The sequence below is a fragment of the Leucobacter sp. UCMA 4100 genome (assembly GCF_027853335.1).
GTDB lineage: Bacteria > Actinomycetota > Actinomycetes > Actinomycetales > Microbacteriaceae > Leucobacter_A.
The window spans coordinates 2,027,598-2,042,671 of record NZ_JAFEUS010000002.1 but is presented as its reverse complement, the minus strand read 5'-3'; the positions used below and the strand labels follow the sequence as shown (position 1 = coordinate 2,042,671).

Annotated in this window: 14 protein-coding genes and 1 riboswitch; of the genes, 4 read left to right on the top strand and 10 right to left on the bottom strand. The window is 66.7% G+C overall.

Translation table 11 applies throughout. The features are described 5' to 3' along the window. Positions 1-7: 7 nt before the first annotated feature. The gene (locus tag JSO19_RS09515; protein WP_270911342.1) at positions 8-1,324 is read right to left on the bottom strand and encodes a sensor histidine kinase; all 1,317 of its coding nucleotides are present in this window, start codon (positions 1,322-1,324) and stop codon (positions 8-10) included. Between JSO19_RS09515 and JSO19_RS09510 the strand changes: the two genes are divergently transcribed. Further along, positions 1,323-1,892 (top strand): hypothetical protein, encoded by a 570-nt coding sequence (locus JSO19_RS09510; protein ID WP_270911340.1) that lies wholly within the window; start codon positions 1,323-1,325, stop codon positions 1,890-1,892. The two genes, JSO19_RS09515 and JSO19_RS09510, sit on opposite strands and share 2 nt — an antisense overlap. 3 nt (positions 1,893-1,895) lie before the next feature. Here JSO19_RS09510 and JSO19_RS09505 read toward each other — a convergent pair whose 3' ends face one another. Continuing rightward, entirely contained in the window at positions 1,896-2,468 is a 573-nt protein-coding gene (locus JSO19_RS09505; protein WP_270911339.1) for a TetR/AcrR family transcriptional regulator, read from the bottom strand. A gap of 149 nt (positions 2,469-2,617) precedes the next feature. Between JSO19_RS09505 and JSO19_RS09500 the strand changes: the two genes are divergently transcribed. After that, positions 2,618-3,817, top strand: a complete 1,200-nt coding sequence (locus JSO19_RS09500) for an MFS transporter (protein WP_270911337.1) — start codon at positions 2,618-2,620, stop codon at positions 3,815-3,817. Positions 3,818-4,140: 323 nt separating this feature from the next. On the opposite strand, the gene JSO19_RS09495 is transcribed toward JSO19_RS09500, so the two are convergent. The 8 genes from JSO19_RS09495 to JSO19_RS09460 form a co-directional block, all read right to left on the bottom strand. Further along, positions 4,141-5,154: a siderophore-interacting protein gene (locus tag JSO19_RS09495; protein WP_270911335.1), complete on the bottom strand. Its 1,014-nt coding sequence runs from the start codon at positions 5,152-5,154 to the stop codon at positions 4,141-4,143. Next, complete coding sequence (locus JSO19_RS09490) at positions 5,151-6,980, bottom strand: ABC transporter ATP-binding protein (RefSeq protein ID WP_270911334.1); 1,830 nt, start codon at positions 6,978-6,980, stop codon at positions 5,151-5,153. Before JSO19_RS09490 ends, JSO19_RS09495 begins: the two co-directional genes overlap by 4 nt. Next, the gene (locus tag JSO19_RS09485; protein ID WP_270911333.1) at positions 6,973-8,658 is read right to left on the bottom strand and encodes an ABC transporter transmembrane domain-containing protein; all 1,686 of its coding nucleotides are present in this window, start codon (positions 8,656-8,658) and stop codon (positions 6,973-6,975) included. Before JSO19_RS09485 ends, JSO19_RS09490 begins: the two co-directional genes overlap by 8 nt. Next, complete coding sequence (locus JSO19_RS09480; RefSeq protein WP_270911331.1) at positions 8,655-9,443, bottom strand: ABC transporter ATP-binding protein; 789 nt, start codon at positions 9,441-9,443, stop codon at positions 8,655-8,657. The genes JSO19_RS09485 and JSO19_RS09480 overlap by 4 nt, the downstream gene beginning before the upstream one ends. Positions 9,444-9,505: 62 nt before the next feature. Further along, a complete protein-coding gene (locus JSO19_RS09475) occupies positions 9,506-10,564 on the bottom strand; it encodes a FecCD family ABC transporter permease (protein ID WP_270911329.1) in 1,059 nt (352 codons plus the stop codon). Next, on the bottom strand, positions 10,561-11,556 hold the full coding sequence (locus JSO19_RS09470) for a FecCD family ABC transporter permease (RefSeq protein WP_217134983.1): 996 nt from the start codon (positions 11,554-11,556) through the stop codon (positions 10,561-10,563). Before JSO19_RS09470 ends, JSO19_RS09475 begins: the two co-directional genes overlap by 4 nt. After that, entirely contained in the window at positions 11,553-12,614 is a 1,062-nt protein-coding gene (locus JSO19_RS09465) for an ABC transporter substrate-binding protein (protein WP_270911326.1), read from the bottom strand. The genes JSO19_RS09470 and JSO19_RS09465 overlap by 4 nt, the downstream gene beginning before the upstream one ends. Before the next feature lie 143 nt (positions 12,615-12,757). Continuing rightward, entirely contained in the window at positions 12,758-13,612 is an 855-nt protein-coding gene (locus JSO19_RS09460) for a helix-turn-helix transcriptional regulator (RefSeq protein ID WP_270911325.1), read from the bottom strand. A gap of 74 nt (positions 13,613-13,686) precedes the next feature. Beyond that, positions 13,687-13,855: riboswitch (M-box (ykoK) riboswitch) on the top strand. Positions 13,856-14,025: 170 nt separating this feature from the next. On the opposite strand from JSO19_RS09460, the gene JSO19_RS09455 reads away from it, so the two are divergent. Together JSO19_RS09455 and JSO19_RS09450 are read left to right on the top strand one after the other, a co-directional pair. After that, positions 14,026-14,721, top strand: coding sequence for an MgtC/SapB family protein (locus tag JSO19_RS09455; RefSeq protein ID WP_270911324.1), 696 nt, complete (start codon positions 14,026-14,028; stop codon positions 14,719-14,721). A gap of 56 nt (positions 14,722-14,777) precedes the next feature. Beyond that, positions 14,778-15,038: a hypothetical protein gene (locus JSO19_RS09450; protein ID WP_270911323.1), complete on the top strand. Its 261-nt coding sequence runs from the start codon at positions 14,778-14,780 to the stop codon at positions 15,036-15,038. The last annotated feature ends 36 nt before the right edge of the window (positions 15,039-15,074 follow it).

Here is a 15,074-nt window from a genome sequence, read left to right as displayed (position 1 = left end):
GCCTCCTCTACCCGGCCTCGGCGATCAGAAGCTCTGCGCACCACACGGGCCCGTCAAGCCCATTATGCCGCTCCGGCCCGCCAGGCCGCTCTTCGGCGACGAGTTCGCCACCAATGTTCGCGAGCAAGAGCCTCGCGCCGGCGAGCCCCAGACTGTTCCCGGGGGAGCTCACCGTGTCGCCCGAGACCTCGTTCACCACCCGCAGGTTCAGGGTGCCGGCATCGCCAGCGCACACGAGCACGTCGCCGCGACCGTGTTTTGCGGCATTCGCGACAAGCTCCCGCATAACCCGCAGCAGCACCATCGCGCCGGCCTCGGGGAGCGATTCGCAGGCACGCATCAGGGCCTCGCGCGCGCCAGGCTGCCACGCGAGCTGACGGCCGCCCGGCAGCAGGTGTCGCAACTGCTCAATCCCTCGATCGATATCGAGCGTGCTGCCCTGCCCCGCTCCATCAACCTCGCTCAGCACTGCGATGAGCTCTCGCAGCCTCTGGTGTGCCTGATCAGCCCCGTGCTTCGCATGATCAAGGCTCGTGACGATGCGCGCGTCAACGGGCTCCTGGGCCGAGGCGATAAGCTTTGCCGCCTCGATGTGGAGCCCCGCGACCGCGATCTGGTTGGCCACGAGATCGTGCAAGTCGTGAGCGACGCGCCGCTGCAGGTCGCGGTGCTCGCGCTCGTGCAGGTCGGCGAGCCTCGCCTCGGTGCGCTTGCGCTCGCTGCGCACGTTCCATCCCCAGGCGCCAGAGATGAGCAGGATGAGCCAGGCCTGCACCACGATGACGGGAATCGCTCCGTCACGAAACGGCACCGCGATGAGCCAGACGGCACAGGCGACCGCGAGCGCCCCGGCACCCATGAGGGCACGCCGAACCGCCCGGTCGCTGCCGTACTTCATCGCGGCATACACGAGGTCGGTACCCACGATCACGACACCGAGGCTCCCGCCATACCCAAGGTCGACGGCGATGATCGGCACCCCGAGGCCGAGGGCCACGAACGGATGCCTGGACCGCACCGTCGCGACGAGCACCATCGCGACGAGCGTGAAGACGAAAGCACCGCCGCTCGTCTGCCACAGCGCCACATCGCCCCAGAGCGGGTAGGCGCCGAACTGCAGCAGCACAAGCCCGAGCGCGAGCCACAGCGCCGCGACGAGGGCGTCGCGCCTCGCCTGGTTCGCCCCAAGCGCCACCAACCACTCTTTCACCATGCCTCTAGTGTGCCGCACCCGAGCCACGGCCCCACTCATTCGATCGAACGAGGTGAGGCCGTTCGGTCGCACGATGTGCTCGCTCACGCGGGGCCCCACACTGGGTGACATGAACCTCATTGTGATCGGTATTCTCGCGTGCGAGATCGGCTTCTGGGTCGTGCTCGGCCTCGGTCTCGTCGCCCGCTATCTGCTGCGCCTGCGCGCCCTCTCGACCGTGCTGCTCTTGGGCGTTCCGGTTCTCGACGTGCTGTTGCTCAGCTTCATCGCCTGGGACCTGCTCGCTAACGGTGCCACCGCCGACTTCGCGCACGGGCTCGGAGCCCTGTACCTCGGGTTCACGGTCGCCTTCGGCCACCAGATTATCGCGAGGGTCGACGCTTCATTTGCCCACCGCTTTGCCGGCGGATCCGCGCCCGTAAAACCACCAAAGGAAGGCCTCGCGAGCCTGCGCTACGAGTGGCAACAGTGGCTCAAGATGCTCCTGTGCGCAGCCATCGCAACCGCGGTGCTCGGCGGCATCATCTTGCTCGTGGGCGACGCCTCGCGCACCGCCGAGCTCGACGGATGGATTGGCCGGGTGTGGCTCATCACCGCCGTCTGGTTCGTGGGCTGGCCAGTCTGGGCTACGGCCCGCTACGCCCTAAGTCCGCCGCGCGCGAACGCGAGTGAGCGCTAAGTATCATCTCGCGAGAAACCGCTCGGCCATACCCTCGAGCTCGCCCTCGATGCCGGCTGCGTCGCCCGCGAGCACGCGAAACGCGAGCGGCCCAATGAGCTCGGCGACGAGCCCCCGCAGGTCGCCCTCGCCCGCAAGGGCCCCGTGCGATTGAACCCGGCGGATCGTGCGCGCGGCCGCTCCCCCGAGAATGTCGGCCTCGCGCAGCAATTTCGCGACCGCTTCGTCGTGCTGCGCCTCGCCGAGCAGAGCCCGGTAGGCGAGCCCAGCATCAGAGCCGGTCAGAAACGCTGCGAGCGCCCCGAGAAATGCGGCGACCTCGGCCTCGGCGCTCTCGGCCGCGGGAACCGTGAGCTCATCGATCGCGTCATGCGTACATGCCTCGAGCAGAATCTCGGCCTTTGACGACCACCACCGGTACACCGTCTGCCGCCCGACCCCGGCGCGCTCGGCAATGCCCTTCATGGTCATCGCAGCATAGCCCTCTTCGACGAGCATGCCGTCGACCGCCTGCAAAATTGCCAGCCTGGCGTCTTCACTTCGGGGCCTGCCGGGAGACTTTGGGGGTGCAACCATGCCATCACCCTAGCAGTTTCGAGACAGGGTGAGCGGCAGCGATCCGCCGAAAATCATGTGTTATTCGGACTGCGCTCAGTGAATCGAGACACGGTGACTCGCAATGTGTTACGATTTCGAGACACCATGACTTGAATATAGGAGATCCCATGAATATCGCAGCACCGACGCCTGCGAACCGCACGCAGCGGTGGGCCGTCATCGCAACCGCCTTCGCTTTTCTCATCACGATGATGGGCACCACCCTGCCCACGCCCCTCTACGCCCTCTACGCTGAGCAGCTCGACTTCACACCGCTCACGGTCACCGCGCTGTTCGCCGTCTATGCGATCGGCGTCGTCGTCACGCTGCTGCTCTTCGGCAGACTCTCAGACGAACTCGGCCGCCGCCCCGTGCTCGCCGCCGCCGTCACCTTTGCGCTCATCAGCGCCCTGCTCTTTCTCCTGCCGACCAGGCTCGAAACGCTCATCATCGCCAGAGTCGTCTCAGGTCTCGGCGCCGGCCTCATGAGCGGCGCCGGAACCGCCGCGCTCATGGACCTCTTCGCCCCCGAGAAGCGCGGCACCGCCGGAGCCCTCGCGATCACCGTCAACACCGGAGGCCTCGCCATCGGCACCCTCTTTGCCGGGGTGCTCGCCGACACGATCGCGATGCCGCTCGTCGCACCCTTCATCGCACACCTCGCCCTCAGCGCGGTTGCCCTCGTGGGCCTCTTCGTCTTCACACCTGCGCCCGAGCGCATCGGCCGCTTCACGGTGAGGCCACAACGGCTGAGAGTCCCAGCGCATATCAAGGGGGCTTTTACTCGCGGGGTGCTCGCCGCGGGAGCCGGTTTCGCCGTGTGCGGCGTGCTCACCGCCGTCTCGGCACTCTTCCTCACTCGTGAGCTCATGCTCGACAGCCGCGCCCTCGCGGGCGGCGTCGTGTTTCTCGCGTTCGCCAGCATGGCGGCGGGCCAGCTCATTGCCAAGCGCGTCACCCCGCAGCGGGCACTGCCGATCGCGAGCGCGGGACTCACCGTGGCGAGCGCCTTTCTCGCATGGGCCCTGGCCGGCGTCGCACTCACGCCGCTGCTCATCTCGGCGGTCGTACTCGGCGTCTCGGCCGGCGTGTGCCTGAACGCAGGGCTGGCCACCACAGTCGAGCAGGTCGAAGCACACCAGCGCGGCGAGGTCTCATCGTCGTTCTTCGCTGGCCTCTACACGATGCTCGCGGTGCCCGCCATCGGCGTGGGATTCCTCACGAACGCCATCGGCCTGCGCCCCGCCGGGCTCATCTTCGCCGGCGCCATCGCCGTGCTCGCCACGATCATCGCGATCGCGACCTTCGCCGCCCGCGATCGCCGATAGCGGTAGCGCCGCCGCCGCTGCTCCGGGGAGGCGGGCGCCTGGGCGGCTGCCCTTGGGCTTAGTGCACGCACTTTTCGCGTCTACTTGACGAAAAGCAGGGTGTTTCGCGGCAAACACCCTGCTTTGTGACAAGTGAAGCGCCGCGCGCGTCGTCGAGGCGGCCACTCGACCCTCCTGGCGACTGCGCGAACACCCTCGCGAAAGCGTCCCTTGCCTCTACTTGACGGAAAGCAGGGTGTTTCTCCTCAAACACCCTGCTTTCCGTCAAGTGGATCGGCCAAGCCGATCTCGGGACGAGCGGGCGCCGCGGGGAGCGCCCCGCGTCACAGCCCCAGCTGCGCCAGCCGCGACTCGTAGCGAATCTGCACCTCTTCGTCATCGAGCACGCCCGAGCCAGCACCCTCGCCCGAGCCAGCACCAGCGCCATCACCAGCACCCCCGCCCACGTCAGTGCCCGAGTCGGGCCCGCCGTCAGCACCCGACCCAGCGCCATCGCCCGCGTCAGCGCCAGCACCCGCCGCCTCCCAGATCTGCGCGAGCTCGCGCTTCACGGCCTCGGGCAGCGCCGCGTACTTCTCGTCCCAGTCGGCGACCGGCGTCCAGTAGCCGATGACTTTGTAGCGCGCGGCTTCGAGGCCGAGCTCGCGGCGCAGGTACTTGCGCACGTCGCGCAGCGCCGCGGTTTCGCCAGCGACCCAGATGTAGCCGCCGTCGAGCGACTGGGTGGCGCCCACAGCGCTGCGCACGATCTCACCGAGACGGCTTGGGCCGTTGCCGTTTCCGCCGATAACCCAGGTCACCTCGACGTTCGCGGGAAGTTCGGGGTCGAAGCGGTCGGCCTCGGTCGGGATCTCGATGATGAGACGAGTGTGCAGCCCTGCGGAGCCTGCGGCGATGCGCAGCGCGGCGGGAACCGCAGTAAGGTCGGCGGCGAGCAGCTGCCAGGTGGTCTCGGCGGGCGGCGAGTAAAGGCCCGTCGGAGCGTTGAACCCGATGACGTGGCCGGGCTGAGCGGCCCGCGCCCACGGTCCCGCGACGCCAGCCTCGTGCACGACAAAGTCGATGTCGAGTTCGCCCCGTTCGGGGTTCACTCCGCTGATCGTGTAGGTGCGCTTGGGGGCCTCCGGCTGCCCCTCGGGCGTGCGCCACCAGTCTCCCTCGGGCACCGGCAGCGAGATATCGTGCGGATCATCGCCGTGCGGAAAGAATACGCGCACGTACTCGTCCGGTATCCCGGTCGAGATAAAGTCGGCGACGCCCTCGCCACCGAGCGTCACGCGCACGAGTGAGGCGCTCAGCTGGCTGGTCTTCATCACAACGGCTCGGAAAATGGTCACGGGGTTCCTCCTTGGTCCAGGGCAGCCTGGGTCGGGGCGCGGGAGGCCAACCCGCCCGACGTGCCGATGGGAAGCGCGTCGGCGTCTCGCTGGGCGATCCACAGGCCTCGGTATGGGCCAGCCTCGTCGGCGACGAGGGTTTCGTGCGGGGCGAGCTGCACCATGCGCCCGTTTTCAAACACGGCAATGCTGCTCGCGTCGATGACGGGGGCGAGCCGGTGCGCGATGAACACGGCCGTGCGCCCCTCGCGCAGCCGGGCGATCGCGGCCTCGACGTCGTCGCGGTACTGCAGCCCGACGTCGGCGGTCGGCTCGTCGAGAATGACAACGCTCGGATCGGCGATGAGCGCCCGCGCGATGGCGAGCTGCTGGATGCGGCCCTCGTCGGGAACCTCGTCGCTCTCGGCGATGGTGGCCGCGCGCTGCTCAGAGCCGGAGCGATCGAGTGCCCACTCGGCCCCGACGGCCTCCAGCGCAGCCACGAGCGTCGCGTCGCTCGCCTCGGGCGCGGCAAGCCGAAGGTTCTCGGCGATGCCTCCCCTGAACCAGTGCAGCTCTTGCGAGATCGTGTAGGGCAGCACGCCGCCCTCGATCTCGACGCTGCCCGAGTCTGGCACGTACTGGCCGGCGATGAGCTTCGCCACGGTGCTCTTGCCTGAGCCGGAGGCTCCAACGAAGGCGGTGGTGGTCGCCGGGTCGATGCGAAGGCTCACGTCACGCACCCCGCGGCCCGTGCGCGGGTAGCTGAAGCTCACGTCGCGCAGCTCGATCGCGGGGGCCGAATCGCTGCCCGAGCGCGGCTGCTCGGCGCCGCGCAAGGCATCGCGCTCGGCGTCGCCCTCTCGCCCGGTCACGATCACGCCAACGAGTCTCGCGAGGCCAATAGTCGCCCGCTGCACGTCGTCGAGACTGAAAATGAGTTGGCCGATGGGGCCAAAGAGGCGGTGAAACACGAGGGCCGCGGTGGTGACCATGCCCACCGTGAGCGCGCCTGCCCCGCTCAGCATCGCACCAGCGGCGAGCAGCGCGATCATGCCGAGCGCCTCGCCGCCGTGAATCGAGAGGAAGAGGCGGTTGCGCACGCGGGTGCCCTCGATTTGCATGCGGATCGACGCCTCTGCCCGAGTGGCAACGCGATCGAGCGCGCCTTCTTCTTCGCTCAGTGCGGTAAGGGTTTCGCGCCCCTCGACCACCTCAAGCACCGCCTGGCTGCGATGGGCCTCGCGAAGCCGCACCTCACGAAAGACGACCCGTGAGCGGCGCAGGAAGAGCCTCGTGCCGATCGCGTAGCTTGGCACGCAGACGAGGCCCGCGAGCGCGAGCCTGAGGTCGATCGCGGCGAGCGAGACGAGCGAGACCGCGATCGCAAAGCAGGCCGCGAGCAGCTCTGGCACGACGTCGCCGCCGGCCTCGGCGACCGCCTCGACGTCGCCGGTCACACGCGACACGAGGTCGGCGCTCTCGCCGTCGTCAATCGTCGCGACGGGCAGGCGCATGGCCGAGGCAAAGACCTCTTCGCGAAGCTTCGCGAGAATGTCTTGCACGAGTGAGACGAGCACCCGATTGCCCCAGAGCCCGAGCATTGCGGCGGCGATGGTACCAGCCGCCGCGGCCGCCACCCACCCGCCAATGATGAGCGGGCCAGCCTGCTCGACCACCGCGTCAACGATCTTGCCGAGGCTGAGCGGCAGGGTGAGGCCGAGCACGGCCGCGCTCAGAAAGAGGATGCAGACGCCCGTGGTTCTTGCGCGGTGGTCGCGCAGCAGCGCACGAAGCACGCCGCGCACCTCGGCGCCCGTGGCGATTGGAAGTTGATGCTCAGCCATGGTTTGCGGCCTCCTGCCCGGTCTCGCTACTGTCGCCGCCTGCCCCGCGCCACTCAATGACCCGGTCGCAGGCGGCGAGCATCGTCTCAGACGATGAGATGACGACGAGCGTGTCTTGTCGCTCACGAAACTTTGCCGCGATTTCGGTCTCGGTCACGGCGTCGACCGCCGAGGTTGGTTCGTCAACGACGAGCACACGAGCGCCTTCGTGGAGCCCCCGCGCGAGGCCGATGCGCTGCCGCTGGCCGCCCGAGAGCTTACGACCCGCCTCGCCAACGGGAGCCTCCCAACCGCCGAGCTCTGGTACGACCTCGGCGAGGTGAGCCGCGTCGATGATCGCGGCGTCTGGCTCGCGGGGCTCGGGCTCGTGCGCGGCTGCGAATGAACCGGTGACGGCCTCGCGTAGTGATCCGCTCATGACCATGTGTCGGTGTGGCATCGAGACCACGCGGCTGCGGTATTCGCCGGGTTCGAGGTCTCGCGCGTCGACGTGGCGACCCTCGCCTGCGCTGTCGCTCACAGCAATCGTGAGGTCGCCAGGCCCGACGGGGGCGCGCAGCCCAAGAACGCGTGAGGCCTCGCGGGCCTCGGCGGTCGTGCGGGGCCTGATGCCGAGGCGTTCGCCACTGAAAAGTTCGATGCGCTCGTCACCGTTACGAAAGGTCATGACGGCCGCCGAATGGAGTTGCTGCTCGCTTGACGATGCGGGCTGTTCGATGAGGTCGGGGGCGTTCATGAGACCCGCGAGACGCTTCGCCGAGGCGAGTTTGTGGGCCCAGTTTGCCGGGAACGACCCGGCGTATGCGAGGTAACCGCTCACGAACTGCGCGAGGCCAAGCACAGTGACGAGCTCGCCGATGCTGATCTGGCCTGCCGAAGCGAACCAGGCCGACATTCCCGCGAGCCCCGCCGTGGTGAGCGCCGCGAGGCTCTCGCTCACGGCCCCAGCACCAGCGATGGCGCGGCCGGCAGCGGTGCCGACAACGCGCGAGCGGTCACTCGCGGTGACGTAGCGCTTCACGGCCTCGTCTCTCGCGTTCATGCCGACGAGCACCCGGAAGCCGGTCATGAAGTCTGCTGCGACGGCGCCAGCACCGGTCGCTTCGTGCTGCTCGGCCATGCCGCGGCGCTCGAGCGGCCGCGACACAAAGCGCATCACAAACATCATGATGAGCGTCGAGGCGAACACCACGATCGTTGCCGCGGGTGAGATGACGAGCATCGCGAGCGCCGAGGCCACAATGGCGGCGACCGCTGCGCTCTGCTGCGCGACCGACCACGCGACGCCCGCCACGCGGTAGGTGTCAGAGGTCACGTAGGTGAGTGCCTCGCCTGCCGTGAGGCGCGTGGCGGTGAGCCGCGGGCGAAGAATCTGCTGCAGGGCTCGATGCCTGAGCGTCTGCTCGCCCCTTCCGTACACCGTCACCATGAGGCGCGAGGCGCTCTGGTACGAGGCGGTGAGCACGATGAAGACGCCGAGCAGGGCGCCCAGCCATGTGAAGAGCGCAGCGGTGTCGCCCGGCATGATCGCGCGGTCGACGACGACGCCGATGAGCACGGGAATCGCGGCCTCTGCGAGCGCGTGCACCATGAGCAGCACCGTGGCACCGGTGAGCGCGAACCCCCTGCCCTCACCCGTGAGCGCTGCGCGAAAAAGAGAGCCGGGAGCGACGGTCACGAATGACTCTTTCCGAGCGGCAACACGAGCGGCGCACCCGAAACCGGGTCGGTGATGACCTTGCAGGGCAGATCGTAGACCGCCTCAACGAGCTCTTCGGTGATGACCTCTCGCGGATCACCCTGGGCCACGATCGCGCCATCGCGCATCGCGACGAGGTGGGTTGCGTAGCGCGCCGCATGGTTCAGGTCGTGGAGCACAGCGACGACCGTCGTTCCCCCGCGGTGCAGCTCTGAGAAGAGTTCGAGCAGGTCGATCTGGTGCGCGATGTCGAGAAAGGTCGTCGGCTCGTCGAGCAGAAGGTGCTCAGTCTGCTGCGCGAGGGCCATCGCGACCCACACTCGCTGCCGCTGGCCGCCCGAGAGCTCATCGACGAGGCGATGCGAGAGTTCGGTTGTGTTGGTCGCTTCAAGCGCCTCGATCACCGCTTTCTCGTCCTGTTTGCTCCACGTGCGAAGCGCGCTCTGGTGCGGAAAGCGGCCGCGACCAACGAGGTCGCCCACCGTAATACCGTCGGGGGCGATCGATGACTGCGGCAGGAGCCCGAGGCGCCGCGCGACCACCTTGGGGCTCTGCGAGTGCAGGGTCTTGCCGTCAAGCAGCACGGCGCCATCAGCCGGCTTCAACAGTCGCGAGAAGCCGCGCAGCAGCGTCGATTTACCGCAGGCGTTGGGCCCGATAATGATCGTGAACGAGTGGTCGGGAACCTCGAGAGAAAGCCCCTCAATGATGTTCTTGTCACCGTAGCCGAGCGTCACATCGCGAGCGAGCAGTGAGGCGGTCATTGGGGTTTCCTTTCGTTCGGCTTGCCGTGAGCCGGTTGCGTGGTCAGAGGTTGCTGTGCGCATCATGCTCTGCTCCGATACTGGGTCGCGAGCAGCCACGCAAGGTATAGCCCGCCAACAGAAACCGTCACCACGCCAACGGGCACGGCGAGCAGCTGCGCCACCGCATCAGAGATCACCACGAGCGCCGCACCGGTCAGCATAACGGGCGCGAGCCCCATGGGAGTGTTCGAGCGGGTGAGCCGCTGCGAAATCTGCGGGGCCGCGAGCGCGATGAACGAGATGGGTCCCGCCGCAGCGGTGACGAGCGCCATGAGTGCGACGCCCAAGATCATAGCCGTGAGGCGCGTTCGTCCCGGTCTCATGCCGAGCTCCATGGCCGCGTCGTCGCCCATCTCGAGCACCGGAAGGGTTCGGGCGAGCGGCATCGAGGCGACCACCACGATCACGAAGACGACCGCCGCCGGCAGCAACTGGTCAAAGCCGAGGGAGGCGAGCGACCCCGCACCCCAGGTCGCGACCATCATCGCCTGCTCGACACTCACCGAAATGAGAATCCACGAGCTCAACGAGCCGAGGCCAGCCGAGACACCGATGCCCACGATGATGAGTCTGAACGATGACGAGGTGCGCTTCGCGGCAAGCACGTACACGAGCAAGGCCGTCAGCATGCCGCCTACGAGGGCGCCAGCTGCCTTGAAGAGATAGGTGTTGAGCCCGAACACGAGCAGCGTCAGCGTGACGCCGAATTGCGCACCAACGCCAAAGCCAATGATGTCGGGCGACCCGAGCGGGTTGCGCGTGAGCGATTGGAAGATGCCTCCCGAGAGCGCGAGAGCAGCACCGCACAGCACCGCGAAGAGCACGCGCGGCAAGCGCCACTCGAACACGACCTGCCGGGCATCGGGGTCAGACGCGGGATTGAAAAGCGCGTCAAGCACGGTCGCGAAGTCGAGTGAGTACGAGCCAATCGTCATTGAGAAGAGCCCCGCTGCGAGGGTGATGACGACGAGTACGAGACTCACGATGATCGAGCGCGTGGCGACTCGGCCTGATACCCGGTCACCGTCGATCCACGTCTGTTTTCTGCCAACGTTCACCGCTGATTGTTGCAACCTCATAGGGTGCTCACCCGCTTTCTGCGTACGAGGGCGATGAGCACGGGAGCGCCCAAGAGGCCGGTGACGATGCCGACGCGCAGCTCGCCGTTCGGCAGTACGATGCGGCCAAGAATATCGGCGATGAGTAAGAAGCTCGGGCCCACGAGCATCGAGATGCTCAGCACCCAACGCTGATCGGGGCCGGTGAACCAACGCACCGCGTGAGGAACCATGATGCCGATGAAGGCGATGGGACCTGCCGCCGCAACGCTTGTACCCGCGAGCAGCGTCACTGCAATGATGACCATGACGCGAGTGACGCGAATGCGCGTGCCGAGCGACTGTGCGAGGTCATCGCCGAGCGCAAGCGCGTTGAGCGACCTCGCACAGGCCATGCCGATGACGAGGCCCGCGACGATGAGTGGCAGCGCCCACTGCAGCTGATCCATGCTGCGGCCGCCGATCGAACCGACCGACCAGAACCGCATGACCTGCAGGGTGCTGTGGTTTTGCAACACGATTGCCGTGGTGAAGCCAGTGCAGGCGGCACCCAAGGCCACGCCAGCGAGGGTCAGTTTGGCCGGGGTCGCGCCGGCCGGGCCCACCGAACCGAGCACGTACACGAGCACCGTGAGGGCGAAGGCACCAAAGAGCGCGAAGGGCACGTACGCCCCAGGCGCGGTGAGGCCGAGCACGCCAACGGCAAAGGTGACCGAGAGCGAGGCGCCCGCGTTGACGCCCAGAATGCCAGGGTCAGCGAGCGGGTTGCGCGTAAACGCCTGAATGAGGCCGCCGCACATCGCGAGGGCGGCACCCACGAGAACGCCAAGAACGGTGCGCGGCAGCCGAAGCTCGTGCACCGTGAGGTGGGCGGGGTTTGTCTCGTCGTAGTGGAACAGGGCCTCGATGACGGTGGCCGGGTCAATCGCTTTACTGCCCACCGCCAACGACGCGATCGTCGCGGCGACCAGAACGGCCGCCGCGACGATCAATCCGATGATGCGGGATTTCACTTGCCAGAAATCGTCGGCTTGCCCTCGAGGGCGGCCGCAAGGTCATCGACGTACTTGGGCAGCATCGCCTGCAGTGAGAGCACCGTGGGTGCGCTCAAGGCCGAGGCTTCAGCTTCATCACCGTAAATGACGTACGACTTTGCTGCGATCGGCTGCCACCGAGCAACGATCTTGTTGTTCACGGTGTACTCGCCCTCGTCTTTACTTCCTGCCCATGCCGCAAAGAGATCGGCTTCGACCTCGTCGAGATTTTCGAGGCTTACGCCCGTGTACCAGTTGTCGCCCTCGGCGGTTTCGAAGAACGACTTCATTGCCGGGGTCGACTTGAAGCCGAGTTCTTCAGTGATGCGCACGCGGGGGTCGTAATCGAGGTAGACGCCAAGGTCGGTTGCTCCCTCGTTGAGGGTGAGCCCCCACACAAAGGTCTTGTCGTCAAACTCGGGGTGCTCGTCGGCGAGCGTCTCGATGAGCTCTTCGGTCTCACCGATGAGCTCTTCAGCCTTCTCGTCCTGCCACATCGCCTTACCGATGGTGCGGGTCATGTCTTGCCAGGTGCCCGGGTTCCAGGGCCCCTCGATGTAGGGAATGGTCGGGGCGATCTCGCTCAAGCGCTCGTACTCAACATCGGTAACGCCCGAGTACAGGCTCAGAATAAGGTCTGGCTTCAGCTCTTTAATGGCCTCGTAGTTCGGGCCCTCATCAGCGTAGGGAATCACCTCAGGCGTCTCACCGTACTCTTCAGTGACGAACTCTTCGAACCAGGGCTGGTAGCCGCTCTCGCCAGCGCCCCACACTTCTTCGATGCCGACCGGGTTCTCGCCGAGGGCCGCGACAACGTCGGGGCTCATCCAGCCGAGCGCCACGATGCGCTTGGGCTTTTCGGCGATATTCGTTGATCCGTGTGCGTGCTCGATGACGACACCGGTGGTCGACTCCTCTGCGGCCGGTTTCGCTTCTGCGCTCGCGCCGCAGCCGGTCAGCAGCAGGGCGGTCGTGGTCATGAGGGCAGCGAGCGCGGTGACTCGACGCAGCGGTCGGCGCGCGGGGGCGTGCAGCATAGTTCTCCTTCAGAACAGACGAAACCATCGCATTCATGCGATCTTCATTAGGCAAGCCTTACCTAACGTATCGATGCTAGGCCGTAAGCGCGCTCCCGTGTGTTCCCGAGCAGACAACTTCTATTGCAAAACGGTCATGCCGCTCAACCGAACGAACGCCAGTACCCCTGCTGAGCAGAATCGGCGCGCGCCCGCAGCGCGAATTGCCTTGGCGTCGACCCGAAATACCCCTTGAAAGCCGCCGAAAAGGCGCTCGTCGTTTCGTAGCCGCTCATCTGCCCCGCAATGCCAACCGGAGTGCCACCCACGATGAGCCTCGCCGCGCTCGTCATGCGCACTCCCGTGCGCCACTGCCCGAAGCTCATGCCCACCTCGCTCGTAAACACCCGCAGCACGGTGCGCTCATGCAGGCCGTGCTGCGCAAAGAGCTCCTGCGCTGTGCGCGGATCGCCGGGCTGCTCAAGCACCGCTTCGACGAGGGCCCTCACCCGTTCGTCGGCTGGCAATGGCACCTCGAGCGCCCCGTCTTCGCGGCTCAGCTCGGGGTCTTCAAGCATGTCGATGAGCACCTGCTGTGCTCGCACCCTGAGATCGGTTGGCATGTCGTGAATCGACAGGTGCAGCAGCATCTCTTGCACGGCACGCGGCACGACCACCCGCCGCACCTCGTCGACCTGCTCGGCGAGAGCCTCACCCGGTACATAGGTGTAGCAGCCCACGGCATCGCGCTCGTGACGCGCGGTGTGCGGCGTGCGCGGCGGCACCCACACCCCCTGCCCCGGCGAGAGGCGCCACATCGTGCTCTCGAGGTACACCCACACGGTGCCGCGATAGCACCACGCGAGCATCGCCTCGGGGTGGCTGTGTGGCGGCGAGACGAGGCGGCCAGGGCCGAGATCGTCGCCCATCACGACCCCGGTACCCATGAGGTACGGTTCGCGAATGGCCGTCGGGTGCTGCGCGCACGAGGCCCAGTCAGGCTGCCGGTACGAGTTCATCAGATGAATAGCGTAGCAGTGGCCTGGCCGCCAAACGCTTGAGAGTTGCCCGGCTCACCGCTATGCTGTCTCGCGGAGCGCTTTGTTAGGCGAGGCTCCTTTACGAACACAGGCCACTGATCTGACGACGTCGAGAGACGCCCAAGGTTAGGACAGATTTTCCCGGAGCAAGGGTTGATCCAATGTGGCTTCAGCGAGGCTGATACGTCGTGAAGTGCCAAAGCTCAAACGTGGAAGCCCAAGACTCGTGCATTTTGCACGTCCTTCCGTGCGCGCGCAGGAGGTGATTTCCCATGACTGATGGCTCTAGTCGATCTTTCTGGCTCACCTTTTCCTGCTCGCGCCGCTAACCTTCACCGGGTCTTGAAACCCGTTTCTCGTGCGCGCGAGCACGACTCGAACGGACGTTTCTCATGTTTGAAACCATCGATATTCTCTCGCGCATCGCAGCGAGCGTGCTGCTCGGCTCGCTCATCGGCATCGAACGCCAGTGGCGGTCGCGCTCGGCGGGCTTGCGCACCAACGCGCTCGTGAGCCTCGGCTCTGCGCTCTTCGTCGTGATGGGCGCTTACAGCTTCACGGGAACCGAGGCTGACCCGACGCGGGTCGCCGCCCAGGTCGCCTCCGGCATCGGCTTTCTCGGCGCCGGCGTGATCATGAAGCAGGGCGCCTCGGTGCGGGGCCTCAATACCGCGGCGACGCTGTGGGCCTCGGCGGCTGTCGGTGCCCTCGCGGGCGGCGGGATGCTGTGGATCGCTGCCGCTGGCACCGCCATGATCATGCTCGCGAACACGCTGCTCAGGCCCCTGAGCCGCGCACTCGATCGCAACCTCGCTGCCGCAGAGGCGCAGTCGAGTGGCCCCTTCTACGACGTCGAGGTTCGCTGCGAGCAGCGGCACGAGCCGCAGGTGCGCTCGCTCGTGCTCACGGCGCTCAGCAACGAAGACCTGCAAATTCACGAGGTCTCGACGAGCCTCGCAACTCCCGAGGTCTTTTCACTCACCGCGCGGGTGCAGGCCGAGCCCGGCATGGAGCGCCACATCGAGCACGCCCTCTATGGCGCGCTTCGCTCGCCCGAGGTCACGGCCATGCGCTGGGCCGCGGTATAAGTCGCGCTTCACCCTTCTGACCGATCGTTCATGCCCCCTGAAAGCGAGGCATCACCATGTCATTCGTTACCGTTTTTCTCACCAATGTGAGCTTTTACCGTCGCGCCCTCACCGAGACGAAGCGCGAGGCTCGGGCCGTTCGTACCCGGCGCGAGCCCGCTACCCCAGAACCGGCCCGCCCCCAGCCCCTCTCGCCGGGCGAGAGCATGGTTTTCTGGGGCGCCTGGCGCGGGCTCGGAATGCCGCTCTTGCTCACCCAGCTTCCCCGCGAGAGCGCCGAGCCCAACGACGAAAGCTGCGACCGCCCTCCCGCATGACTCGATTGTGCAAGGGTGAGACGCCCAGGGTCATGG

Coding starts and splice junctions, on each gene's coding strand:
- JSO19_RS09490 (WP_270911334.1), bottom strand. CDS start 6,980: ATGGCTGAGCATCAACTTCCAATCGCCACGGGCGCCGAGGTGCGCGGC.
- JSO19_RS09505 (WP_270911339.1), bottom strand. CDS start 2,468: ATGGTTGCACCCCCAAAGTCTCCCGGCAGGCCCCGAAGTGAAGACGCC.
- JSO19_RS09480 (WP_270911331.1), bottom strand. CDS start 9,443: ATGACCGCCTCACTGCTCGCTCGCGATGTGACGCTCGGCTACGGTGAC.
- JSO19_RS09450 (WP_270911323.1), top strand. CDS start 14,778: ATGTCATTCGTTACCGTTTTTCTCACCAATGTGAGCTTTTACCGTCGC.
- JSO19_RS09475 (WP_270911329.1), bottom strand. CDS start 10,564: ATGAGGTTGCAACAATCAGCGGTGAACGTTGGCAGAAAACAGACGTGG.
- JSO19_RS09460 (WP_270911325.1), bottom strand. CDS start 13,612: ATGAACTCGTACCGGCAGCCTGACTGGGCCTCGTGCGCGCAGCACCCG.
- JSO19_RS09510 (WP_270911340.1), top strand. CDS start 1,323: ATGAACCTCATTGTGATCGGTATTCTCGCGTGCGAGATCGGCTTCTGG.
- JSO19_RS09465 (WP_270911326.1), bottom strand. CDS start 12,614: ATGCTGCACGCCCCCGCGCGCCGACCGCTGCGTCGAGTCACCGCGCTC.
- JSO19_RS09455 (WP_270911324.1), top strand. CDS start 14,026: ATGTTTGAAACCATCGATATTCTCTCGCGCATCGCAGCGAGCGTGCTG.
- JSO19_RS09500 (WP_270911337.1), top strand. CDS start 2,618: ATGAATATCGCAGCACCGACGCCTGCGAACCGCACGCAGCGGTGGGCC.
- JSO19_RS09515 (WP_270911342.1), bottom strand. CDS start 1,324: ATGTCACCCAGTGTGGGGCCCCGCGTGAGCGAGCACATCGTGCGACCG.